Source organism: Burkholderia sp. Bp9099 (genome assembly GCF_003857805.1).
Taxonomy (GTDB): Bacteria; Pseudomonadota; Gammaproteobacteria; order Burkholderiales; family Burkholderiaceae; genus Burkholderia.
On the sequence record NZ_QTPU01000002.1, the window covers coordinates 277,243 to 301,348 of the forward strand.

General features: G+C 66.2%; 22 protein-coding genes and 1 pseudogene. 10 read left to right on the forward strand and 13 right to left on the reverse strand.

The window, feature by feature from the left end; genetic code table 11:
• The first annotated feature begins 386 nt into the window (after positions 1 to 386).
• Together DIE17_RS03090 and DIE17_RS03095 are read left to right on the forward strand one after the other, a co-directional pair.
• Positions 387 to 848, forward strand: coding sequence for a carboxypeptidase regulatory-like domain-containing protein (locus DIE17_RS03090; RefSeq protein WP_124920638.1), 462 nt, complete (start codon positions 387 to 389; stop codon positions 846 to 848).
• Between the two features lie 142 nt (positions 849 to 990).
• Complete coding sequence (locus tag DIE17_RS03095; protein WP_124920639.1) at positions 991 to 3,369, forward strand: exo-beta-N-acetylmuramidase NamZ domain-containing protein; 2,379 nt, start codon at positions 991 to 993, stop codon at positions 3,367 to 3,369.
• Positions 3,370 to 3,564: 195 nt separating this feature from the next.
• Here DIE17_RS03095 and DIE17_RS03100 read toward each other — a convergent pair whose 3' ends face one another.
• From DIE17_RS03100 to groL, 3 genes are all read right to left on the reverse strand, one after another.
• Positions 3,565 to 3,936 carry an HPF/RaiA family ribosome-associated protein gene (locus tag DIE17_RS03100; RefSeq protein WP_124920640.1) on the reverse strand — a complete coding sequence of 124 codons (372 nt, stop codon included), beginning with the start codon at positions 3,934 to 3,936 and terminating at the stop codon, positions 3,565 to 3,567.
• A gap of 69 nt (positions 3,937 to 4,005) precedes the next feature.
• The gene (locus DIE17_RS03105; RefSeq protein ID WP_124920641.1) at positions 4,006 to 4,356 is read right to left on the reverse strand and encodes a hypothetical protein; all 351 of its coding nucleotides are present in this window, start codon (positions 4,354 to 4,356) and stop codon (positions 4,006 to 4,008) included.
• A 396-nt stretch (positions 4,357 to 4,752) separates the two neighbouring features.
• Positions 4,753 to 6,387: a chaperonin GroEL gene (gene groL, locus DIE17_RS03110; protein ID WP_124920642.1), complete on the reverse strand. Its 1,635-nt coding sequence runs from the start codon at positions 6,385 to 6,387 to the stop codon at positions 4,753 to 4,755.
• A gap of 242 nt (positions 6,388 to 6,629) precedes the next feature.
• On the opposite strand from groL, the gene DIE17_RS03115 reads away from it, so the two are divergent.
• Both DIE17_RS03115 and DIE17_RS03120 read left to right on the forward strand, forming a co-directional pair.
• A complete protein-coding gene (locus DIE17_RS03115) occupies positions 6,630 to 7,175 on the forward strand; it encodes an Hsp20/alpha crystallin family protein (protein ID WP_124920686.1) in 546 nt (181 codons plus the stop codon).
• A gap of 312 nt (positions 7,176 to 7,487) precedes the next feature.
• On the forward strand, positions 7,488 to 8,003 hold the full coding sequence (locus DIE17_RS03120) for a flavodoxin family protein (protein WP_124920643.1): 516 nt from the start codon (positions 7,488 to 7,490) through the stop codon (positions 8,001 to 8,003).
• A 139-nt stretch (positions 8,004 to 8,142) separates the two neighbouring features.
• Here the strand turns inward: DIE17_RS03120 and DIE17_RS03125 are convergent, their stop codons facing one another.
• From DIE17_RS03125 to acsA, 5 genes are read right to left on the reverse strand one after another with little or no spacing between them, the layout of a single operon-like run.
• On the reverse strand, positions 8,143 to 8,403 hold the full coding sequence (locus DIE17_RS03125; RefSeq protein WP_124920644.1) for an acyl carrier protein: 261 nt from the start codon (positions 8,401 to 8,403) through the stop codon (positions 8,143 to 8,145).
• Complete coding sequence (locus tag DIE17_RS03130; RefSeq protein WP_124920645.1) at positions 8,400 to 9,536, reverse strand: dihydrolipoamide acetyltransferase family protein; 1,137 nt, start codon at positions 9,534 to 9,536, stop codon at positions 8,400 to 8,402. Before DIE17_RS03130 ends, DIE17_RS03125 begins: the two co-directional genes overlap by 4 nt.
• A 27-nt stretch (positions 9,537 to 9,563) precedes the next feature.
• Positions 9,564 to 10,538, reverse strand: coding sequence for an alpha-ketoacid dehydrogenase subunit beta (locus DIE17_RS03135; RefSeq protein WP_124920646.1), 975 nt, complete (start codon positions 10,536 to 10,538; stop codon positions 9,564 to 9,566).
• Positions 10,535 to 11,557: a pyruvate dehydrogenase (acetyl-transferring) E1 component subunit alpha gene (gene pdhA / locus DIE17_RS03140; RefSeq protein WP_124920687.1), complete on the reverse strand. Its 1,023-nt coding sequence runs from the start codon at positions 11,555 to 11,557 to the stop codon at positions 10,535 to 10,537. The genes DIE17_RS03135 and pdhA overlap by 4 nt, the downstream gene beginning before the upstream one ends.
• Positions 11,554 to 13,323, reverse strand: a complete 1,770-nt coding sequence (gene acsA, locus DIE17_RS03145; protein WP_124920688.1) for an acetate--CoA ligase — start codon at positions 13,321 to 13,323, stop codon at positions 11,554 to 11,556. Before acsA ends, pdhA begins: the two co-directional genes overlap by 4 nt.
• Before the next feature lie 354 nt (positions 13,324 to 13,677).
• Between acsA and DIE17_RS03150 the strand changes: the two genes are divergently transcribed.
• Entirely contained in the window at positions 13,678 to 14,319 is a 642-nt protein-coding gene (locus tag DIE17_RS03150; protein WP_311768783.1) for a CBS domain-containing protein, read from the forward strand.
• A gap of 152 nt (positions 14,320 to 14,471) precedes the next feature.
• A pseudogene (locus tag DIE17_RS37815) lies at positions 14,472 to 14,669 on the forward strand (ATP-binding protein); the annotation flags it as partial.
• A 117-nt stretch (positions 14,670 to 14,786) separates the two neighbouring features.
• Here DIE17_RS37815 and DIE17_RS03160 read toward each other — a convergent pair.
• Positions 14,787 to 15,173 carry a hypothetical protein gene (locus tag DIE17_RS03160; RefSeq protein ID WP_124920647.1) on the reverse strand — a complete coding sequence of 129 codons (387 nt, stop codon included), beginning with the start codon at positions 15,171 to 15,173 and terminating at the stop codon, positions 14,787 to 14,789.
• 271 nt (positions 15,174 to 15,444) lie between these two features.
• Here DIE17_RS03160 and DIE17_RS03165 point away from each other — a divergent pair, with 271 nt between their 5' ends.
• On the forward strand, positions 15,445 to 16,398 hold the full coding sequence (locus DIE17_RS03165; protein WP_124920648.1) for a cation diffusion facilitator family transporter: 954 nt from the start codon (positions 15,445 to 15,447) through the stop codon (positions 16,396 to 16,398).
• A gap of 52 nt (positions 16,399 to 16,450) precedes the next feature.
• On the opposite strand, the gene DIE17_RS03170 is transcribed toward DIE17_RS03165, so the two are convergent.
• On the reverse strand, positions 16,451 to 17,068 hold the full coding sequence (locus tag DIE17_RS03170) for a VTT domain-containing protein (RefSeq protein ID WP_124920649.1): 618 nt from the start codon (positions 17,066 to 17,068) through the stop codon (positions 16,451 to 16,453).
• A gap of 234 nt (positions 17,069 to 17,302) precedes the next feature.
• Between DIE17_RS03170 and DIE17_RS03175 the strand changes: the two genes are divergently transcribed.
• Entirely contained in the window at positions 17,303 to 19,606 is a 2,304-nt protein-coding gene (locus DIE17_RS03175) for a heavy metal translocating P-type ATPase (RefSeq protein WP_124920689.1), read from the forward strand.
• A 12-nt stretch (positions 19,607 to 19,618) separates the two neighbouring features.
• On the opposite strand, the gene DIE17_RS03180 is transcribed toward DIE17_RS03175, so the two are convergent.
• From DIE17_RS03180 to DIE17_RS03190, 3 genes are all read right to left on the reverse strand, one after another.
• A complete protein-coding gene (locus DIE17_RS03180) occupies positions 19,619 to 20,572 on the reverse strand; it encodes a universal stress protein (protein WP_124920650.1) in 954 nt (317 codons plus the stop codon).
• 244 nt (positions 20,573 to 20,816) lie between these two features.
• Positions 20,817 to 21,383, reverse strand: a complete 567-nt coding sequence (locus tag DIE17_RS03185; protein WP_124920651.1) for a cytochrome b — start codon at positions 21,381 to 21,383, stop codon at positions 20,817 to 20,819.
• A gap of 43 nt (positions 21,384 to 21,426) precedes the next feature.
• Positions 21,427 to 21,801, reverse strand: coding sequence for a cytochrome b562 (locus DIE17_RS03190; RefSeq protein WP_124891927.1), 375 nt, complete (start codon positions 21,799 to 21,801; stop codon positions 21,427 to 21,429).
• Between the two features lie 164 nt (positions 21,802 to 21,965).
• Here DIE17_RS03190 and DIE17_RS03195 point away from each other — a divergent pair, with 164 nt between their 5' ends.
• Positions 21,966 to 22,628 (forward strand): response regulator transcription factor, encoded by a 663-nt coding sequence (locus DIE17_RS03195; RefSeq protein ID WP_124519817.1) that lies wholly within the window; start codon positions 21,966 to 21,968, stop codon positions 22,626 to 22,628.
• Positions 22,628 to 23,977: an ATP-binding protein gene (locus tag DIE17_RS03200; protein ID WP_185643503.1), complete on the forward strand. Its 1,350-nt coding sequence runs from the start codon at positions 22,628 to 22,630 to the stop codon at positions 23,975 to 23,977. Before DIE17_RS03195 ends, DIE17_RS03200 begins: the two co-directional genes overlap by 1 nt.
• Positions 23,978 to 24,106 lie beyond the last annotated feature (129 nt).

Genomic DNA, 24,106 nt, shown 5'->3' on the forward strand with positions numbered 1-24,106 from the left:
CACGTCTCCAGTATTGACAGCGGCGCCGCGCGGAACAATCAGCGTGGCCTGAGCTTGCTGTCCGACGTCGGGCCGCCGTGTCGGAAATTTCCGACGGGCCGTGCAATATCGGCTGACAGCCGTCACGGACGATTGCGCCGTCCGGATGCCGCTCCCCCGTGTTTTCAGGCGTGCCGCGCAGCTCGGGTATATGGGGCGCGATGACTGTCTCGCGGGGCCCGTCCGGCTTCGACAGGCACGCACTTGACTTGTGTCAACGGGAAATCGACGTTCCGCGCGACGCTGACATCGTCGTCAACGCGAATGCGCGACGTCACCGCACGCAGCCCGTTCCGCGACCGGACGGGCGGCATCGCAGCCGTGCGTGCTCAATCAGGAGAGTGAAGATGTGGACCCGAACCGTGAAGATGCTGCTGGCAGCCTGCCTGCTGAACATCGGTGCGAACGCGCTGGCTGACCCGTCGACCGAGCCGGTCGTGCACAACGGTGTCGCTTATATCACCGGCGGAATCGGCCAGGATGAGGTCACTGCATTTCGCGATGTCGCGCCTCGCTACAACCTGCGGATGACGTTCGCATCGAAGCGGGGCCAGTATCTTTCCGATGTCGACGTCACGCTGTCATCCGGCAAGTCGACGATTCTCGACGCACACACGAGCGGCCCGTTCCTGTTTGCCCGCGTGCCGCCGGGACGATATACCGTGTCCGCGCACGACAGGGCCATTCAGGAAGTCAGGCACGTCGTCGTACCGGCGCGCGGCGCGGTCGATGTGCGCTTCTACTGGCACGACCCGGACCGGCACGGCGCGATACGTCTGTGTGCCGATTGTTCCGCATCGCCGCAGTAACCGGCCCGCTGGCCGCGCGTTCGTTCAGGACCGGCATGGCGGGAGAAGCGACAATGCGTCGGCCGATCGCGGATCCTGACGCCATCGACGTGGCAAGCCTCCGCACGCAGCTCGACTCAGCCGATGCGGCCGGCACGAAGAAATGAACGCAGTGAAACAGGCTCGATCGCGACGATCCCGCTGCGCTGCCGCGCTGACCGGCGCGCTGCTGTTCACGCTTGCGTCAGCCTGTGCGCGCGCGGAATCCGATACGGCCGTGGCGCAGCAGCAGACCATCGCGATCGACGAAGCGATCGCCGCCGAGATCGCCGACGGCCATCTTGCCGGCGCCGTGGTCGTGACGGGCGACGCGGACGGCGTGCGGGTGCGCGTCGCGCGCGGCCTGCGCGTGACGGGCGAGCACGCCGAAGCGATGACGGCCGATACCGTCTTCGATCTCGCGTCGCTGACCAAGCCGGTGGCGACGGCGGTCGCGATCATGCAGCTCGCGGAGCGCGGCGTGCTGCGCCTCGACGCACCGGCCGCGCGCTACTGGCCCGCGTTCGGCGCGCACGGCAAGGCCGGCATCACGATCCGCCAGTTGCTCGCGCATGTGTCGGGGCTGCCGGCCGGCGTGTCGTCGTCCCGCGCACTGCGCAGCCGCGCCGCCGTGCTGGCCGACATCGTCGCGATGACCCCCGGCACACCGGCCGGCACGCAGGTGCGCTACAGCGACGTCAACTACGTGGTGCTTGGCGAGATCGCCGAGCGCGTGTCGCACCGGCCGCTCGACGCGTGGTGCGCCGCACATGTGTTCGCGCCGCTCGGGATGGCGAGCACCGCGTTCCGGCCACCGGCGCCGCTGTTCGCGCGCGTGGCGCCCACCACCGTTCGCGATGGCCGTCTGCTCCGCGGGAGCGTCCACGATCCCGTCGCGGCCGCGATGGGCGGCGTTGCCGGCAATGCGGGTCTGTTCGCGAGTGCGGACGATCTGGCGCGCTTCGCGCGCATGCTGCTGAACGGCGGTGCGCTCGGCCCTGTGCGCGTGCTGGCGCGCCGCAGCGTCGCCGCGCTCGAGACGCCGGCCACGCTCGACGCGGAAGGCGACCTGCACACACCGGGCTGGGCGGTCGGGCCGCCGCTCGTCGCGAACCGCTACCGGCTACCGCCGCTCGGCGCGCTGCAACACCTCGGCTACACGGGCACGGCGCTGTGGATCGATCCCGTGACGCGCCGCTTCGCGATCGTGCTCACCAGCCGGCTGTATCACGACGAAGCCGGCACGGCGATGCCATTGCGCTCGCTCGTGCTCGGCATCGTATCGAGCGAGGCCGCGCCCGTGACGTCGTCGTGGATTGCGACGCGCGTGCCCGCGATGGCGGCGGCCGTCGCGCAAGCCGCCCGGTTGCCGGTATCGCGCGGGCCAGTACTGGCCGGCATCGACGTGCTCGCGGCGAGCGGCTTCGCGGCCGTCGCAGGCAAGCGCATCGCGCTCGTCACGAACCGCGGCGCCTTCGACCGGTTCGGCCGGCGCACGGTCGACCTGCTCGCGCAGGCGCCGGGCGCGCGGCTCGTCGCGCTGTTCGCGCCCGAGCACGGGCTCGGCACCGACGTCGACGAGACGTTCGGCGACACGCTCGACGCCGCGACCGGCGTGGTCGTTCACAGTCTCTACGGCGATCGACGCCGGATCGCGCCCGCGCTGCTCGCCGATGTCGACGTGCTGGTGCTCGACCTGCAGGACGCAGGCGTACGCTTCTTCACGTATCTGGCCACCCTCGGCTACGCGCTCGAGGCCGCCGCCGCCGCGCATCGCCCGGTGCTCGTGCTCGACCGCCCGGACCCGCTGAGCGGCGATGTGTTCGGCGGCCCCGTGGCCGATGCCGGGCCGGCCACGTTCACCGGTTATTACCCGTTGCCGCTCCAGCCCGGCATGACGCTCGGCGAACTGGCGCGACTGTTCAACGACCGCCTGCATATCGGCGCGGCGCTGACCGTGGTGCCGATGGCGAATTACGTGCGCGCGATGCGCTTCGACGATACCGGGCTCGGCCGGGTGCCGCCATCGCCGAACCTGCGCGACGGCGCCGCGTTGTCGCTGTACCCGGAGACGGGGCTCATCGAGGGCGCGGCGGTCAGTGTCGGGCGCGGTACCGCGACACCGTTCGGCGTGGTGGGTGCGCCGTGGATCGACGCGCGCATCCTTGCGGACGATCTTCGCGCGATGTGGCTGGACGCGACGTTCTCGCCGGTTCGCTTCGTGCCCACGGAGGGGCCGTATCGCGGCAGGGTGTGCGAAGGGGTGCGCATCGACCGGCCGCCCGGCGCGGCACGGCCGGGCGAGATCGGGCTGGCATTCGCACTGGCGCTGCACCGGCGTTATCCGGCGAAGTTCCGGATCGATGCGATCCGTGCATCGGTCGGTTCGCGCGAGGTGGCGGACATGCTGGAGGCGGGGCGGTCGATCGACGAGATCGAGCGCGTGGTCGTCGCTCAGGATGCGGCGTTCGCGCCAGAGAGAGCAGCATTTCTGCTGTACTGAGCGGATGGAAAGTCGTCGGCAAACGTGACGCCGATACGAGATCGGCCGCGACTTCGCCGACACAGCTCGATCAATCCGGCTCGACGATTCGATGGGCGATCGCAAATCGGATCAACGCGGCATCGCTTCGCAACTCGCGCTTGTCGAGCGCGCGTTGCCCAACTGCCCAAGGGCGCATGCTGGCGCAAAAGCGCGCTATTCATGCGCCTCGGATCGCGTGGCAGGAGCGGCCGAACGTTCATCGTGCCGTTTGCCGCGGCCTCGCTGCTTCCGTCCCGTGTCTTCGAGCATTCTCGTGACGTTGCTGAAGGCATTGCGCAGCGCGACGTAGACTTCCTCGTCGCGCTCCTTGCTGGATACCAGTTGATGTCCGGGAATCGTGACTTCGATCCGGATATTGAACGGTTTCCCCTGATGATCGTGCTTCTCGTCCAGCACGACTTTGATCCGGCAATGCGAGATGTCCTGCCGGAATCGATCGAGTCTCGACACATGCCGGGCGGCTGCCGCCTCGAGCGCGTCCGAGCGCGGCACGCCTTGAAATACCAGTTCGTAGGGGGGCTTCATTGCTTGATCCGTTGATGGTTGATGAATACCGGTCGTGCCCCGTCGTGCCGGCGTCCCTGAGATTCCGATTCAGAACGTGGCGATCTGAAGGACGACATCGAACGCGATGACCAGTGCCGAGCACAAAACACCGAGCGCCAAGTTCGCGAGCCGATGCTCGACGTCGGGATGTTTGCCTGCCCATGCCGTCATGAAGAACACTCCGTCAAGAATTACCTGCAGTGCGAATACGAACAACATCAGCGTGAACTCGTAGCCGGCCTGCGGCAGTTGCGCGAAATTCCAGCCATGCCGGCTTACCCAATAGCCGATCCGGTAGACCTCGTAGCCGGCCAGCAGCAGAGGAAACACGTAGGAAACGAAATACGTCGGCACAGTCGCATGCCGAAACTCGGGTAGGAAATGATGTGCGGTCTGCATGATTGCCTCCCAGCCTGAACGCGTACGTCGGGACGATGTCGTCCACATTTCCAGCCTAGGCTTCCCGGGCGACCGCCGCTTGACACGTATCAACGGCGACTTTTATGGACCGCGTCGGCCCGTGGAAACGAGACGATTCCATCGAGAGCGTGTCCGGGCCATGCCGACGAAGGTTTGACCGGCATTAACGGCTGATCGGCTGGAAGGGCGAAATTCGGATCGTGCCATCGACGCGAAACGCAAACACGATGTCGAACGGAACTGCCCCGGAATCGGGCATCCAGGGCGAAAACGACTGCCCTGCGGCAACGGTGGCGCCGGCCGCTCCGTGGCCGACATGAATTCCGCGTCCCCCCTGGCGAGTCGTACAAGATCGACCGGCGGCACACTGATGGATCAGCCGAGTTCGCCGCCCCAGTTTCCCGATTCCGCGACGCCCGGTGAGGCGGCCGTGCGTGGGCGATGCGCGATCATGCAATCGGTCGTGAGCAGCAGCGATGCAACCGAGATCGCGTTCTGTAGCGCCGAACGCGCGACCTTGACCGGGTCGACGATTCCTGCAGCAATCATGTCCCCATATGTCGCCGTCGCCGCGTCATAGCCGAACGGTCCGGTTGCAGCATCGACCGCGTGTACGACGGCCTGCGCGTCCGCTCCGGCGTTTTCGGCGATCTGACGCAGCGGGGATGCCAGTGCGTCGTGCACGATCCGCGCGCCGGTGCGTTGCGCGTCTGTCAAGTCTGGGCGATTGCCTTCGAGCGCGCGTCGTGCACGCAGCAGTGCGACGCCACCGCCCGGCACAATGCCTTCCTCCATCGCGGCGCGCGTCGCATGCAAGGCATCCTCGAAGCGATTCTTGCGCTCGCGCAGCGCGGTTTCCGTCGCGGCGCCGACGCGAATCACCGCGACGCCGCCCGCGAGTTTCGTTAACCGGCGCGTTAGCGCGTCGCGCTCGTATCCGGCCGGTGTCGCCGCGATTCGCGTGCGCAGTGCCTGGACGCGGTCGTCGATACGGTGGCGTTCGCCTCGCCCGGCGATGACGGTCGTCGTCTCGCGCGTGATCTCCACGCGCCGCGCGGCACCGAGATCGTCCAGCGTCGTGCGCTCGAGTGTCCGTCCGGCCTGAACGGAAATGACCGTCGCGCCAGTCAGCGCGGCGAGGTCGGCGAGCTGCTCGGTGCGTGCCTCGCCGAATCCGGGCGAGCGGACCGCGCACGATTTCAGCGTGCCGCGCAGGTGGTTGACGACGAGGGTCGCCAGCGCTTCGCCTTCCACTTCGTTCGCGACGACGAGAAGCGGTTTGCCGGTGCTGCTGAGCGCCTCGAGTACCGGCAGCAGTTGTGCGATCGCGCTGATGTTCATGTCGCAGAGCAGGATGCGCGGCTCGTCAAGGACGATGCGATGATTGTCCGAATCGACGAACAGCGGCGACAGATAGCCGCGATCGATCAGCGAGCCGTCCACCGTCTCGAGTTCGTCGTCGAGCTTCGTGCCGTCCTCGATGCTGATTGCGCCGTCCCTGCCCACACGCTCGACGGCCTGTGCGACGAGCGCGCCGATCGTGTTGTCGCCGCTGGCGGAAATCGTCGCGATCTGGCGCATTTCGTCCGCGCTCGCGCACGGTTTCGACACGCGGTGCAGTTCGGCGACCACGTCGCGGCCGGCCGCTTCGATCGCACGCTTGAGCGCCATCGGATCGTGGCCGGCAGTGACGCACTTGATGCCTTCCGCAACGATGGCCTGTGCCAGGGTGGTGGCAGTGGTCGTGCCGTCGCCGGCAACTTCGCTGGTGCGAGTCGCCACTTCGCGCAACAAACGGGCGCCCATTTCCTCGAACGGGTCGGGCAAATCCACAGCACCGGCAACAACGACGCCCGAGTTCGCGACCAGCGGCGCCGTGCCGGCCCGCTCGACGATCACGTTGCGCCCGCCCGGGCCGAGCGTGAGCTTGACTGCCTCGGCCATCGCGTTGACGCCTTTGAGCAGTCGTTGGCGGGCATCCTGATGAAAGACAAGCGATTTTGCGGGCACGATACACCTCCTGTGCGACGAAGCCGGACACGACGCGCCTCGGGACCGGCGACCGATACGGATATTCCACCTGCCGGCGCGTCGTGCCGATTGACCTGGGTCAACGAGCGCAACGTGTTTCGCACCGCCATGTGCTCGCCCAAGAGCCTTCGGTGTCTCCATCCTGAGCGTTGATCTCCGTCAATTGCCGCGGTCATCGCCAATCGAGAATAAATGCATCACTGACGAGAAGGAGGCACGACATGAAAGAATCGTCCACGAAACTGCCGGTCAACAAGCCGCAGGAGAGTGCGGAGCATGCGCCGATGGGCGCGCCGTACTGGCATCCGATCGAAACGCTGCGCCATGAGATGGACCGTCTCTTCGACGATTTCAATCGCAGCGCGGGCATGCCGTCGGTGCGGCGACCGATTTTCAACCGCCAGCCATTCTGGCGCCGCGATCACGAATGGAGCGCCGAGCCCGCGGTCGACTTCGCGGAAACCGACAAGTCATACGAAATCACTGCTGAATTGCCCGGGCTGGACGAGAAGGACATCGAGGTCAAGCTCGCGAACGGCGGCTTGTCGATCCGCGGCGAAAAGCAGGAAGAAAAGGAGGAACAGCACAAGGACTACTACGTCCACGAGCGCCGCTTCGGCTCGTTCGAGCGCTACTTTCGCATGCCCGATGGGGTCGACAGAAACAAGATCGAGGCGTCGTTCCAGAAAGGCGTTCTGACGGTCACGCTGCCGAAGACGCCGGGAGCTCGCAAGGCCGAGAAGAAGATCGAGGTCAAGGCAGGCTGAAACTGGTGCGGGCATCCGCCGACGCATGCCGGCGGATGCCTGTGCACATGCTTTCCGTTTGCTTCTCGATCGCTGGATCATGTCGTGACACACCGACATTCGGGCGGTCGACGAAAGGCGGTCCTGCATTCGCCATGCATGGAGAGCCGATAACCGGGATATCGGCCACGGCGCCCTTGAGCCAGTGGTTGCACCGTCGCGTGCAATCGGCACACACACGCGACCGATTTTCTTCGGATCGCCCGCGCGTCATGGCGAATGAATTCAACGGACGCACGCGCCGCCCGACAAGCGTGCATGAAGGAGGTCGTCATGTTAGCCGGCAAGGTTCTCGTCGTGTTCTATTCGCGCACCGGCACGACCCGCCGGGCCGCATCCGCGCTGGCCGAGATGCTCGACGCCGACGTCGAGGAAATCGTCGTGACGCGCGATCGTGCCGGCCCGTTCGGCTATCTGCGTTCGCTCGTCGAGGCAATCAACCAGAAGCCCGCGGAGATCGTCGCGGCGAAGCGCGACCCGTCCGCGTACGATCTCGTGGTGATCGGCTCCCCGGTCTGGGCAGGCTGCGTATCGTCGCCGGTGCGGGCGTATCTCGTCGCGAATCAGCGGCGTCTGCCGCGTGTCGCATTCTTCTGCAGCTTCGCGCAACGTGGTGCGGACTCGGCAATAACGCAAATGCGGATGCTGGCACGCAAGTCGCCGCTCGCCGAATGTCGCGTGACGCCGCGCGAAACGTTGCATGGCGACGCCAGCCCGATTCTGGCGGCATTTGCCGAACAGGCAGCGCGCAGGCTAGCGGAAGCGGTCGCGGCGACTGCGGCGCGCTGAAGCATGCGCGGGCGCGCGAGCGAGTCGATGGGCGGTAGTACTCTCGGGCACCGTTGCACGAGACCGCGCGCCGTCATGCAACGGCGTGGCGGACGTTCCGACGCCGGCGCAATCGCCCGCTTGCGCGATGGCGCCGGCTTCAAGATACCGGTCGGTGCGCGTCTGCGGCCGCGAGATAGCCGACGATATCGTCGAGCGTAACCAGACGACCGTAGTCGCGCTCCGGGATCTCCACCTTCAGCCGCGCATGAAGGCCCGTCAGAACATTGAGCCAGTCCATCGAATCGAGATCGACCTGACTGCGCAGCGGACGATCCGCACGCAGCGTCGATGGATCGATTTCAGGCGCGACGGATGCAAGCGTTTCCAGTACGACCGACATGATGTCTGCATTGTTCATCGGTTCAACTCCTCGGGGTGCTGCAGCAATTCGCCCAGTTCAACCAGGAACAGCGCACCGCGATGGCCGTCGGATACGCGGTGGTCGGCCGAGAGGCTGGCGGTCGTCACCGGCATGATCTTCAGCCCGCCGTCTTCAGCCCACGGCCGCTCAATGATTCGCCCGAACCCGACGAGCGCGACCTGGGGAGGATAGATGATGCCGAACACCTCGGCGGCACCTCGATCGCCGAGATTCGTAACGGTAATCGTCGATTCCGACAACTCCGAACTCCGCAGCGAGCCTGCGCGACATCGCTGCGTCAGGTCGAGCAGTTCGCGCATCAGTTGGGTCAGGGGCTTGGCATCCGCATCGAGCAGCGCCGGCGCCACCAGCCCGCCCTGGCGCAACGAGATCGCCACGCCGAGATGCACTGCGCCGGCAGGCCGGAAAATGCCCTCCCGATGGAACCCGTTCAGCTCCGGAAATCGACGCAGCGTGAGCGCGACCGCCTTGAGCAGGAGCGCTGCCGGAAGCAGCCTGTCCGTCACGGAACGCATCGCGTTCTCGGCCGCTAGCCATGCCAGCGCCTTTCCCAGCGGAATCGTCTCGGACACGTAATAGTGCGGAATCTCGCGCTTCGAACGCTCCATCGCGGCCGCGATCACCCGTCTCATTTCCGGAAAGCGCTCGCCAGGCGTGCCGGCCGCGGGCGAACCCGCCGCCACGATCGTCCGTTCGACGTCCGCAAGCGTCACCGAGCCCGCCGGGCCGGTGCCTGTGACATTCTCGGGATCGACCCGGTGCTGCTGCGCAAGCTTGCGCGCGGCCGGCGAGATCTTGCGGCGCGTTGCCGCGCGGGCAGCCGCGACGGGTGCCGCTGGTTGGCGCGTATGCCGCGCCGCCGGCGGCGCTTCCCCCGGCTCGAGCAGCGTGGCCATCGGCGTGCCGACGGGGATCCGTTCGCCCGGGTTCACGAACAATTCGTCGACTGTTCCCTCGTGCCAGCTCTCGACATCCACGGCCGCCTTGCTCGTGTCGACGATCGCGACCACCTGGCCTTTCTTGACCACGTCACCTGGCTTGACCTTCCATTCGAGGAGCATTCCCTCGTCCATGTCCGCTCCCATGGAAGGCAGGGTGAATTCGATCATGCGTCCTCCTTCGGAGTCTGTCAGCAATCACGAAAACAATTGTTTCACCGCGGTGACGATCTTGTCGACTTGGGGTAATGCCGCGTCTTCCATGTGCCGGGCGTAAGGAATCGGCACATCCTCGGCGCACACGCGTGCCGGCGGCGCATCGAGCTCGTAGAACGCCTGCTCGACGATGCGCGCGATGATCTCCGCGGCGACGCTGGCGCTGCGCCAGCATTCGTCGACGACGACCGCGCGCCGGCACTTCGCTACCGACGCAATGATCGTCGCGTCGTCGAGCGGCCGCAGCACGCGCAGGTCGATCACTTCGGCGGAGATGCCGCCGCCAGCGAGCGTCTCGGCAGCATCGAGCGCCTTCGGCAGCGAGCCGCCGTACGCGAGGATGGCGACGTCCTTGCCCGCGCGGCGCACTTTCGCGGTGCGAATGTCGACACCGTCGAGGTCCGGCAGGTCTCCTTCCATGTTGTAGAGGCCCGCGTGTTCGAAGATCAGCACCGGGTCCGGATCGGCCAATGCCGGCGCCAGCATGTGGCGCGCATCCTCGACGGTCGCCGGCGCGAGCACCTTGATTCCCGGGATACCCGCGTACCAGCCTTCGAAACTGTGCGAGTGTTGCGCGGCGACCTGGCGGCCGGCGCCCGTCGCCATGCGGACGACCAGCGGCACCGAGAATTGCCCGCCTGACATGTGGTGGTAGAGCGCGGCGGTATTGACGATCTGATCGAGCGCGAGCAGGCTGAAGTTCACCGTCATGATTTCGACGATCGGCCGCATGCCGCCCAGCGCGGCGCCGATGCCTGCCCCGGTGAACGCGAGTTCCGACAGGGGCGTGTCGCGAACGCGCTCGGGCCCGAACGCGTCGAGCAGTCCGGCCGACACCGCATAGCTGCCGCCGTAGCGCCCGACGTCCTCGCCCATCAGGAACACACGTGAATCGTTCGACAGCGCCTCGCGCAGTGCCTCGCGCAGCGCCTCGCGATAAGTGATCCGGCGGGTCATGGCGGGCCTCCCGCCGTCGTATAGACGTCGTTTGCGAGCGCTTCGACGGGCTCCCACGCAGCGGCATCGGCAAACGCGACCGCCCGGGCGACTTCGGCTTCGACATCGGCATCGAGCGCGATGAACGCGTCCTCCATGAGCTTGCCTTCGGCCTTGAGGCGCGCGGTGAACGTGTGGATCGGGCCACGGGTTTTCCATGCGTCGACCTCTGCCTTCTGCCGGTAGAGTTCGGCGTCGTACATCGAATGCGCGCGGAAACGATACGTCCGCAGTTCCAGGAACATCGGGCCGGCGCCGCTTCGCACATAGGCGACCGCATCCTTCGCCGCGTCGTGTACGGCCACGATATCCATACCGTCGGTCGAGCTCGCCCGCATGTTGTAGGCGGCGGCTTTTGTGCACAGGTCCGTCTGGGATTCGTGGCGCTCGATGGCCGTGCCCATCGCATACAGGTTGTTTTCGCAGCAGAACAGCACCGGAAGCCGCCAGAGCGCCGCGAGATTCATCGACTCGTGAAATGCCCCTTCGGCGACCGCGCCGTCACCGAAGAAACATGCGGTGACGCGCGGGCTCGACTGCATCTTGTCGGCGAGCGCGAGACCGACCGCCAGCGGCAGGCCGCCAGCTACGATCGCGTTTCCGCCGAACAGCCGGGTGCTTCGGTCGAACAGGTGCATCGAGCCGCCCCGCCCGCGCGCGCAGCCTTCGCGCTTGCCATACATTTCGGCCATCAGCACGCTCATGTCCATGCCGCGCACCAGTGCATGCGCATGCTCGCGGTAGGTCGCGACGACGTTGTCGTCGGGTGTCAGCGCATGCAGGGCGCCGATGCCGGAGGCTTCCTCGCCGATATACAGATGTAGAAAGCCGCGTATCTTTCCCGCGCCGTAGAGTTCGGCGCATTTCTCTTCGAGGCGGCGCACGCGCAGCATGTCGCGCAACAGCGCGAGCGCCAGATCCGCGGGATAGGGCACGGGGCCTGACGGCGGCGGCGCAGGCGGGTGGTCGACGAGGGTCATGCGCCGCTCTCGAGTGTCGATGTGTCGCCTTCCGCCATCCCCAACTCGCGGGCCTTCAGCAGGCGCCGCATGATCTTGCCGCTGCGAGTGTGCGGAAGATGGCCGATGAACACGATTTCCTTGGGCGCGACCGCCGCACCCAGGCGCTTTCGCGCGTGGGCGAGCAGCGCCATCCTGAGTGCCTCGTCGGGGCATTGGCCCTGGTTCAGCGCGACAAATGCCTTGATCGATTCGCCGACGACCGGGTCAGGCTTGCCGATCACCGCCGCCTCCGCGACCGCCGGATGCGCCATCAACACGCTTTCGACCTCGAACGGCCCGATCAGGTGGCCAGCCGACTTGATGACGTCGTCGGCGCGCCCGACGAACCAGTAATAGCCGTCGGCATCCCGCCTGGCGAGATCGCCGGTCAGATACCAGTCGCCGGCGAAGCATTTGCGATAGCGTGCATCTTCGTTCAGGTAGCCGCGAAACATGGACGGCCAGCCGCGCCGGAGCGCGAGTTCGCCCTCGACGCCTGGCTCGTCGACGAGTTGCACGCCGCCATCAGCGTCGCGCTGCACGATCGCCGCATCCACGCCCGGCAGTGGCCTTCCCATCGAGCCGGGCTTGATGTCGAACGCGGGTGTATTCGCGATCATGATCCCGCCGGTCTCCGTTTGCCACCAGTTGTCGTGAATCGGTAGCCCCAGCACTGCCTTTCCCCACCAGACGGCTTCCGGGTTCAACGGCTCACCGACGCTGGCGACGAAACGCAGGTGCGGGAACGAGTGCTGCGAAGCGATCCCGGAGCCGGCTCGCATCAGCATGCGCACGGCGGTCGGCGCCGTATACCACACGGATACGTGCTCGTCCTCGAGGATGCCGTACCAGCGCTCGGCATCGAATTCCTCGCGGTCGACGATGGAGGTCACGCCATGGAGCAGCGGCGCGATGATTCCGTACGAGGTACCGGTGACCCAGCCGGGGTCGGCGGTGCACCAGTAGATGTCGTCCTCGTGCAGGTCCAGCGCATACCGTCCGGTGATCCAGTGCGTGAGCGCCGCCGCATGCACGTGGACGGCGCCTTTCGGCGTGCCGGTGGTGCCGCTCGTGAAGTGCAGCAGCGCCATGTCTTCCGGGGACGTCGGTTCGTAGCGGCATGTGTCCGCCGCACCGGCCATCAGCGATGCGAGGTCGTGGGTGCCGGAAACGTTCGTCGCCGTGTCGGGTGTGTCCGCGACGAGCAAAACGTGCTTCAGCCCCGGCATGCGTTCGCGCCACGGGGCGATCTTGCGTTCGAAGATCGTATCGGTCGTGAGCAGCACCGTTCCCGCGCCGAGATTCACGCGTGTGGCGATCGGCTCCGGCCCGAACGCGGAGAAGAGGGGAGAGACGACCGTGCCGTTCTTGAGTGCGCCGAGCACGCCGACATACATTTCGGGCATGCGTCCGGCGACGATGAACAGGCGGTCGCCCTTGCCTATGCCCAGGCCACGCAGCACGTTGCAGAAGCGGTCAGTCAGCGTCGCGAGTTCGGCGTAGCTGATTGTGCGGGATGGCGCATTCCGTGCGAGGAAGCGCAGGGCGATCCTGTCGCGTCCGGGGCCGGCACAATGGCGGTCGACCGCCTGCCACCCGATGTTGACGCCGCCGCCCGGTTCGATGGCGAGTTCCCGCGCCGCAGCCTCCCACGAGAAACGGTGCCGTTCGCCGTCGTAGTCGACGAGATTCGGCACGACGCGCAGGTCGGCAGGTGTTTTGGCGATGATCGCTGGGACATTCATTCGGACACCATCCGGTCGGGTCGGACGTGATTCATTCTGGTCGCCGCACCCGCTTTTCCGTTGACGTGCATCAACGCGCCGCGGTTGACGAATCGGGCCCGACCGCGCCGCGGTGATGATGGACCACAGGATTCGGATCCACGTTGCCACGGAAGATGCCGACCGAACACGTCACTCTTTGAACGGCCATACGGCTACAACCGTATACGATCCCCCGCCTTTTGATATCGGACAAATTGATCCGGTGCTTCTGAGTGAAGCATTCATCTTTCAGGCCGGTCGAACTGGGCGAGCGCGTGCAGCGTCCCCCGCAGACTAGCCGGTGAAGCGCCAGCGCGTCGAAGGAGAAACCTCATGTGGGCACGTGACGTGATGACAACCTCGGTCATTTCCGCGACGCCGGAGATGAGCATACGGGAGGTCGCCAAGCTGCTCGCCGAGCACGCGATCAGCGCGGTTCCGGTAGCGGATGTATACGGCAGGCTGATCGGTATCGTCAGCGAAGGCGATCTTGTGCGCCGCGTCGAGCTCGGCGCCGGTGTCAGGCGTCGCTCCTGGTGGCTGGAGCTTCTTGCATCCAGCACTGAGCCGGCCAGCGAGTACGTAAGGGAGCATGCGCAGAAGATGAAGGATCTGATGAGTGTCGACGTCGTCACTGTCCACGAGGACACTCCGCTGTCTGAAGTTGCGGATCTGCTGGAGCGGTACCGTATCAAGCGCGTGCCGGTCGTCAAGGATGACGAGGTGACGGGTCTGGTGAGTCGCGCCGATCTCGTGCGCGCTCTGGCCAGCGAGACACGCACCGAACAGTCGCTGGTCCCGCGTGCCGACGTGGAGATACGCGAGGCGATACTGAAGGCGATGTCTGGCCAACGCGGGGCGCTATCTCGGGGTCAGGCCATCGTCAAGAACGGACATGTGCATCTCTGGGGCGTGATCTTTAGCGAGGAAGAGCGCAAAGCAGTGTGCGTCAACGCCCAGACCGTCCCGGGGTGAAACAGGTAATCAGTCACCTTGTCTATCCGCTGACGCTTCCGTCGATGTAAATCTACACGCGTCGGCAGCGCGTCATCGGAACACCGGGAGAAGGTCTGTGACGGCGACCCTGTCGCCCGAAAACTTGTCGGCACTCCTACGGAAGGCACGACGTGCGCAGACTGGGCGAACGCTTCTTTCGTCCGGCCGGCACCCGGCCGGGCGGGAGCGGCCTCGGCTGGTCGATCGTGCGGCGAATCGCAGCGGCGCACGAGGCCGACATCCAGGTGGATCGATCGCCCGCGTTCGGCGGACTGCGCGTGGCCGTTTCGTGGCCGCCTGCCGATGCTGCCGCTGCGGCCATGCGCTAGTCGATCATGCACGTCGCCGATCAGACTGCACGCGTTCGATGCGCGGCCGGAGGTCACGGGAGCGGTCGGTCGCGGCCGGAATGGCGTGTTCGTCACCGAACACGCCGAACCGCGCGATCACTGGCCGGTAGCGCCGCTTGCAGGGCCGCCAGGCTGGCCGTGCATGTAGCCCATACCCATGCCCATGCCTTGCCCGCCGTGCATGCCCCTCATGGGGGGAGCGTCAGGCAGCGTGATGCCGCGCGCCTTCGCACGTTTTTGCATCTCGGCGTGGTGCTGCGCGCGAATTTTCTCGCGCTCGGCATCCGATTTCGCGGCGAGCATGCGGGTGCGGTATGCGTTCCGCTCGGCAGGCGTCATCAGCTGGCTGCCGTACATCATGCCGCGCCACTCGACGGCGCGATCGCTAGCCGGTTGACGTGGCTGGGCATCGGCCAGACCGGACGCGATCGCGATCGCGACGCCGAGCAGGCACGAAACGGTGAACCTGTTTGCTCTGGACATGACGGTCTCCAGGTCGCTTGCATGGATTCAACGGTACGCAAAACGGGGGGCGATCCTTTGCCTCAGATCAAGTACCCCGGAGTGACCCCCAATACCATCGAATCAATGCCGCAGACACGCAGCTGTCAGACGTCTGTCAGACGTGCAACGCATCATTCCACGTCGCAGTACCAACGCGTCGGGCGCAGGCGTGCCACGTGGGCCGCCCCGGTTGCCCGCGACTTCCCGAATCCGATCGATCCTTCAATCCTGGTACGTAACCTGAATCGTGATGCCAACCAACCTCGACGTTGTTCCTGAAACCATCGCGGAAGCGACGCCCGCGATGGCCGCGGCCGCGACCCGAAGCACCTGGGTGAGCGTGGCGGTCAACCTCGCGCTGAGCACCGGACAGGTGGCGATCGGCATCCTGTCCCGATCGCAGGGGCTCGTGGCGGACGGCATTCATTCGTTATCCGATCTGATCGCGGATTTCGTCGTGCTGCTGGCCGGTCACCATAGCCGCAAGCCTGGCGACGAACAGCATCCTTACGGACATCAGCGCTTCGAAACCGGCGCTTCGCTCGCGCTTGCGGCGATCCTGCTGCTGGTCGGCGGCGGGATGCTGTGGTCCGCGATCGGTAAACTCGAGCATCCGGAAACGATCGCGCGCGTCCACGTCGCCGCGCTCTGGGTGGCGGTCATCGCGCTCGTCGCGAAGGAAAGCCTGTTCCGTTACATGCTTGCCGTGGCAACACGGGTGAAATCGAGCATGCTGGTTGCCAACGCATGGCATGCGCGTTCGGATGCCGCATCGTCGCTGGTGGTCGCCTGCGGCATCGTCGGCAACCTGTTCGGCTATCCGCTGCTCGATCCCGTCGCCGCGCTGATCGTCGGCGGGATGATCGTGAAAATGGGCGCCACGTTCGGCTGGAACGCGTTGCACGACTTGATGGACCGCGCGGCCGACGCCGAAGACGTTCGGGCGATCCGCGCGACGCTGCTCGCGACGCCGGGCGTGCTCGACGTACACGACCTGCGCACGCGCAAGACCGGCGATCTGATCCTCGTCGACGTGCATCTCGACATCGACGCCGAGCTCAGCGTTGCGCAAGGGCACGACATCGCCGTGGACGCGCGTGCGCGCGTGATGAGGCATCACCGCGTCCTGAACGTGATGACGCACGTCGATCCGCGCATGCGGGAAAGCGTTGCCGAAGTGATGCCCGGAATTCGCGACCGATAGGACGCAACGGCCGGCCGCCGCAGCCGTTTCGCACTTCGCGCATACGCGAACGTCAATCGGAGCTGCGCGGATGATGGCCGCGCCGGAACGTCAACCGACGTTCGTTGACGAGCGCGCGCCAGTCGAGCTTCATCAACACGAACACGAGGCCGAGCAACACCAGTTGCGTGACGATGAAGTATCCGCCGAGATAAGTGCCTTCGAGTTCGGATTCCAGGTCCAGCCGGGTCGACGCGAAGCGGCCGAGATGCGCCCAGATCGCATAGGTGGTTGCGCGGCCGATGAAGAAGGCCGCCGCGATGATTCTGAGCGGCAACCCGGACAGTCCGTACGCGATGAACAGATAGTTCGACGGAAGCGGGCTCAATGCATAGAAGAAGAACGCGCCGGCGGTGAGGGTTCGGTGCTTTCGCAGCCAGCGCGTGGCGACGTCGATATTCTCGCGATCCGATTCGCGTATCCAGCGGGAGCGGACGAGCGATCGTGCGAAGGTCGCCAGGATCACGCGGCCGGTCGTGGCCGCGCCGGCCGCCACGACGGCAAAGATGAACGGATTGCCGTCCGGCAGGTTGAACCCGACCCACGACATCGCCATCCAGGTGGGCGGGGCGAATGCCGGCATGAGATTCAGCAGCAGAATCAGCAGAAAGAGTACCGCCAGCGTCAGCACGATATCGACTCCGGGCCATCCGGTTTCACGATTCAATTTTGCTGAGGAAAGTGGCTGACGGCTTGATTCACGTCAAGCCGCGCGCCGCGCCGGCATGTCGCGGGAGGCGCGTCGTGCTGACCCATGTCAACGGTCGAGCCGCGGCGTTTCCTAGACTGGTGCCACGCCGTCCGCAACCGCAACCCGAACCGGATGCGGCGAACGCCGCCATGCGCGGCGATCGGAACAATCGTCATGTCGCGAATCCGCTGGTCGATCGATCTCGTGTTGCTGGTTCTGGCGGCGGTCACGCTCGCCGCAGGAGGCGGGTGCGTTGCGTTCGGCCTGCCTTCGTTCGCGCGCGTCGTCTGGCTGCTCGGTGCACTGCCGGTCCTGCTCGCGTTGACGGTATCGCTTGCCAGGGCCGTGGCGAGACGGCAAGCCGGCATCGATGTGCTCGCATGGCTGGCGATCGGCCTGGCGATCGCGCTCGACGAGACGCTGACCGCCGCGGTCATTGCCTTGATGCTGGCCAGCGGGCGGACGCTGGAGCGGTATGCGCAAGACCGCGCGCAACGCGAGATGACCGCGCTGCTCGGCCGTGCCCCTCGGCAGGCAACCCGGTTCGAGAACGGTGAGTGGCGTTCCGTCGGCGTGGAAACGCTCGTTCCCGGTGACAGGCTGCTCGTGCGAAGCGGCGAATTCGTGCCGGTCGACGGCACCTTGACCGACGATGCGGAACTCGACGAATCCATGTTGACGGGCGAGTCGTCCACGCAGCGGCGACGCTCCGGAGAAAGCGCCTGCAGCGGCGTGGTCAACGCCGGCGCGCCGTTCGAAATGGTGGCCCGCACGACGGCGGGTGACAGCACGTTTGCCGGTATCGTCCGCCTGGTCGCACGCGCGCAGCGCGAGCGCAGCCCGTCCGTGCGTCTCGCGGATCGCTATGCCGCGTTCTTCGTACTCGCTTCGCTGCTCGTCGCGGGCATCGCCTGGCTGCTGGCCGGGGATGTCGCACGCGCGCTCGCCGTGCTCGTCGTGGCCACGCCGTGTCCGTTGATCCTCGCCGTCCCGGTCGCCATCGTGTCCGGCATGTCGCGCTGTTCGAAACGCGGCATCCTGGTCAAGGGCGGGGGCGCGCTGGAACGACTCGCGCAAGCGACGATCCTGTTCTTCGACAAGACCGGGACGCTGACGGGAGGGCGCGCCCGCATCGTTGCGATCGAATGCGGCGCGGACGTCGGCGCGGACGTCGGCACGGACGATGTGCTGCATTTCGCCGCGTCGTTGGCCCAGGCTTCGGGGCACGTCATTTCGGACGCGCTGACGGTCGCCGCGCGGGAGCGCCGGATCACGCTGTCGCCGCCGTCGGTCGTCGTGGAAACGGCGGGCGAGGGCGTGACGGGCCGGGTCGACGGCCGGGCCGTCGCGATCGGCAAGTTCGGGTACGTCCGCGCCTGCTCGACGGCCGCCCCGTGGAGCGACGCGTTCCTGAAACGGGTCGGCAACGAGGGCGGGGCTGCCGTGTTCGTCGGTGTCGACGGTGTCATGATCGGCGCGATCCAGATGGCCGACCAGGTGCGGCTGGAAACGCCGCGGGCGCTGCGGCTGTTGAAACGCGAAGGCGTCGCGCGCCTCGTCATGCTGACCGGCGATCGGCGCGACATCGCCCAGGCCGTCGGCGAGTTGCTGGGCGTCACCGACGTGCGCGCCGAGCAGACGCCGACGGACAAGCTCGCCGCCATCCAGGCCGCGCGCAAGGAAGGCGTGACGATCATGGTCGGCGACGGCGTGAACGACGCGCCGGCGCTGGCGGCGGCCGACGTCGGTATCGCGATGGGCGCGCGGGGCGCGGCCGCGTCATCCGAGGCGGCCGACGTGGTTCTGCTGGTGGATCGGCTCGATCGGCTCGTGGATGCGATGCGAATCGCCCGACGCTCGCGCCGGATCGCGCTCGAGAGCGTGGTGGCCGGCATGTCGCTGTCGATCGTCGCGATGACGATCGCGGCGGCCGGATTCCTGCCGCCGATTGCCGGCGCGGTGATTCAGGAAGTCATCGACGTCGCCGTCATCGTCAATGCGTTGCGCGTATTGCTGGTTCGCCCGAGGCTGACGGACGCCCGGCTCGCGGATGTCGACGTCGAGCAACTCAAGCGCGAGCACACGGCATTGTCACCGTTGCTGGACCAGATCAGGGATCTCGCGGATCGCCTGCCGCACCTGTCCGGGGCCGCCATCGCCGGCGAGCTCGTCCGCCTGATCGACTCGCTCGACGAACGGCTGCTGCCGCACGAACGCGCCGACGATCGGGACGTCTACGCGCGCCTCGCGCCGATGCTCGGTGGCGAGGACCCGCTGGCGGCGATGAGCAGCGCGCACCGGGAGATCTTCAAGATGGTTCGATCGCTCCGGCAGATGGTCGCGGACCTGCCGGGCGACGGGACGAACGCCATGCAGGTGCAGGCGATACAACGCCTGCTGTACGGGCTGGAAGCGATCGTACGCCTGCATTGCGCTCAGGAGGAGGAACTGTTCCACGCCGTCGGAGCGGATGCGTGACGACGAAGCGCGTCATGCACGCGGCGCACTCACGAGCAGGACCGGCGTTTTCGTGATGCGCGCAACGCGTCCGGCCACGCTGCCGACCAGCCAGCGCGTGGCGCCGCGCCGCCCATGGGTGCCCATGACGATCAAGTCCGCATTCCATGCGATCGCGTCGTGCACGATCAGGTGAGGCACGTCTTCGCCCGTTCGATCCGTTTCGATCAGCTGCGACTGCGAGCGCTCGGCGGGGATGCCGTCGAGCAGGGCCATGGCTTTTTGCAGTGCGTGATTGCCTTCGCCAAGCAACGCCTTTTCCAGCGTCTCGACGGGGACGAAATCACCCAGCTGCGTGGCGCGATCGAGCACGTATATGGCCCGGAATTCGGTGTCGGGCCACGAGAATTTCAATCCCGTTCGCAATGCGTGAAGCGCAATCGGGCTTCCGTCGACGGCGAACAGCATCCGCCGCGGCAGGCGCTCGGCCACCGACCCGAAACCTTCCGGCACGATGAGCAGCGGGCAGCCGACGAGCGCGCCGAGCGGGCCGGAAACCGTTCCTTCGATCCACGCGCGCAGGCCATGATGCTGGCGTGCCCCGACGATCACGAGTTCGGCCTGCCAGGCTTGCGCACTGTCGGCCAGCGCATGCGCGATATCCCCGCCGTGCGTGGACAGGTCGACGACTTCCGTGTCGAGCGCGATGTCGTCGCGCGCCATTGCGCTTCGGGCGCGCGACAGCACGTCGGATGCGTCTCGCAGCAATTCGTCGCGGGCCGATTCGAGAAACGCCGCGGATCTCGACCCGCGCGGGACGAGTGTGCGCGGACTATCCGCAACGCTGACGATGCGTACCGATGCATTCGGTGGAACGAACGCCCTGGCATACGCCAGCGCCTGATCGGATGCGGTGGAACCGTCGATGGCGATCAGCACCCGCTGGAGCGCGGGTGCCGCCTGGAAGGTCGAAGTGCTGGCGCTCATGAATGTCTCCCGGTGGCAATCGGCGATCCTGCATACGCAATTTTTTGCACGTGCCTGCTTCACGGGTTTGACTTTCGTCAAGCGCGTTTGTCTTCGTCTTGTCTTCGTCGCGGTTCCTTTCCGGTCCGATCACGGAGCCCGCTTCCGCGACCTCATGGCCTGCCGCACCCACGCGCCATTTGTCCGACTTGATGGCGTCGCCCGGTAGCCCCGGTAGCACTCCGCGCGACGCCGTGCCCGACGCTCAATTCCGGTCACCGGATGGAGCCCTCTGCCGAACGACACGCGTCGGCAACGGCAGAATGCGCGGCAACACGTTCTCCGACTTGAACAGCTTGTGCGCCACCGCGCCGAGCACGTGCAGGCCCACCAGCGCGGCCAGCCCGTAAGCCGTCAGCGCGTGCAGTTCTCCCAGCCAGTGCGACAGCTCGCGACTCCTGGGCACCAGGGTCGGCAGCGAGAAGAGCCCGAAGCAGCTGGCCGTGTGGCCGGCCGCATTGGTCTTCATCCACCCGAGGACGGGAATGGCGAGCATCAGCACATAGAGCAGCCCATGAACGCTGCGTTCCGCAAAATGATTGAGCGTGCCTGCCGGATTGACCGACAGCGGGAGCCTGCGTCCCATGCGTAACCGATTCGCGATGCGAACCGCCACGAATCCGAGAATCGCGATGCCGATCGATTTGTGCAGGCCGACGAGGTCTTCATTGTCGTCCAGCAACAAGCCGACGATCAGATTGCCGATCAGCGCGGCGGCGAGCAGCCAGTGCAGCAAACTGATCGACAGGGGGTAGCGGGTTATGGTTTTCATGGCGGGAATGCCTGTTCAATGGCGAAAGCGTGTCCGGCCCGGGTTATCCGAGCAGGTCGTGATAGTGCTTTTTCGATCCGTCGATTCGCCGTAACGCCTGTTTGGCGGCCGGCAGATCATTGGCCTGGATGGCACGATCGACTTCGGTCAATTCGTCGTGCAACGTGCGCATGCCTTCATCGTAGGTCGGCTGGTCATTGCGATACCGCTGGCGGCTCGCCTGCTGCGCATCGCTTTCGAGCCGGGCCACGTAGCCGTTCATTTCCGGAATCGTCCGGCTGTTCATGGCACCCTGCATCGCGTGCTTCATGTCTCGCATCAGCGTCTTGATCTCACCTGCGGACGCCGGCGCGGCAGCCACGAACAGCAGCGCGCCCAGCGTTGCGCAAAAACGGAGTCGGAACGGTAGCCTGTTCATGGTCGTCGATTCGATTGCGGGTGTCGGTGACCGCGACCATAGGGCGCCGACGTTAACGGATTCTTAAGGACCGGATTTTTCCGCGCCGTGCTTGATGCCGGCCGGTGCCTGCGGTTATCGTGCGCCCATGGACGCCATGTCCGCACCAAAAGGAACGCGACACCATGCGGGTGTTACTCGTGGAAGACGACAAGCTGATCGGCAGCGGGGTGGAGGATGGCCTGATCGAGGCCGGCATGACGGTCGACTGGGCGCACGACGGCAGGCATGCACGGCTCGCGCTCGAAACCACGCCGTATGACCTCGTCGTGCTCGATCTCGGCCTGCCCCGCATGTCGGGCGTTGAAGTGCTCGACTGGCTTCGCAAGCGCCGCGACCATACGCCGGTGCTCGTCATGACCGCGCGCGACACCGTCGCCGATCGCGTGAGCGGCCTGAGCGCGGGCGCCGACGACTACATCGGCAAGCCGTTCGACCTGACCGAATTGATCGCCCGATGCCGTGCGCTCGTGCGGCGCTCGCAGGGCCGCGGCACCGAGACGATCGAATACGGCGACCTGTCGGTCGATCCCGCGCTGATGACGGTGACGCGCGGCACCGAACGGATTGCGCTGACGTCGCGCGAATGCGCGTTGCTGGTCGAATTGCTGGCGAATCAGGGCCGTCCGCTCTCGCGCACGCAGCTCCAGGACAGCCTCTATGGCTGGAACGAAGAAATCGAAAGCAATGCGATCGAAGTGCATGTGTCGAATCTGCGCAAGAAACTGGGGGCCGAATTGATCCGCACGATTCGAGGTGTCGGCTACGTGGTGGAGAAAGCGTCGTGATGCGCTCGATCCGGCAACGGCTGACCTTGCTGGTGCTGTCGGGTGTCGTGGTGGTGTGGGCCTATTCGCTGGTGTCGAGCTATCGCCAGGCGATTCACGAAGCGGAGGAGTGGGACGAAACCCGCATCGAGCAGATCGCACGGGCGTTCGTCGCGCTCGATGCGTCCGACCTGCCGGTCTTCGCGGATATCGTCCTCGGCTCGGGGGAAGACAACGATGGCGACAACGACGCATCACCGCGCATGCTGTATCAGATCAGGGACGCGGGCGGACGCATCCTGGCCGCCAGCCCGGGGCTTGACGCGCTCGATCTGCCGGTGTTTCCCGCCGCCGCATCGAGCCCGATCCGGTTCGGCAATCCGAAGTGGCACGCGTACGTGCTGACCGATGCCGCGCGCGGCCGTACCGTGCGGATCTTCGAGCAACGCACGCAGCGTTCCGACTTGTCCGCGGAGGTCGCGCGCCGGGTCGCCCGGCCGCTCGCCTTCGCGTTGCCCGTGCTGGCCGTGCTGATCTGGCTGGCGATCGGACGCAGCCTGACGCCGCTGCGGACGCTGTCCGAGGCAATCGATGCACGTTCGCCCGACAACCTCGACGCAATCGGCACGAAGGGCATTCCCGACGAAGTGCGGCCGCTGGTTGCCGCACTGAACACGTTGCTGCAACGTCTGCGCGGCTCGCTCGATCGCGAGCGCGCATTCACCAGCGATGCCGCACACGAGCTCAAGACCCCGCTCGCCGCACTCAAGGTGCAAGCGCAAGTCGCGCTGACCGCACGCGATCCGGACCGGCAGCGGCGCGCGATGCAACGGGTCGTCGAGGGCGTGGACCGAAGCACGCATCTGGCAGACCAGCTGCTTGCACTGGCGCGACTTGACGAGACCGTACCGATGCGCGGCGAGGAGGTCGATCTCGCACGCGTGGTGCAGACCTGCATCGACGACCATCAGGCGCGCGCGTGTCGCAAGCGGATCTCACTGATTTCACGCGTCGACGGTCCGGTTGTCGCACATGTCCCGTCGACGCTGGTGCGCGTCCTGCTCGACAATCTCGTCGATAACGCGATCAAGTACGGTCGCGAACAGGGGCGCGTCGAAATCGCATCGTGGCAGGATGCCGGCGCGATCAGCCTTCAGGTACGAGACGACGGACCGGGCGTCTCGGGTGAGGATCTGTCCCGACTGCAGGATCGCTTCTTTCGCGGCGCCGATCACGACGAAAGCGGCAGTGGCCTGGGGCTGTCCATCGTCGCGCGCATCGTGGCCAAACTCGGCGGGAGTCTGACGTACGTCGACGGGTTGAACGGCAACGGGTTCGGCGTGCGCGTGAGGTTGCCGTCGTCGGCCTGACCGCCGCGGCGATTCCGGGTCCGCCCCTGTCTTTCGCGGGCGAGGCGTTCGAAGACGCGCAGTTAACATTGCCTTCAGCTGAACGGCGCATGCTGTTCTTACGGCAGAAGAGATGTTCTCGGATGCCGA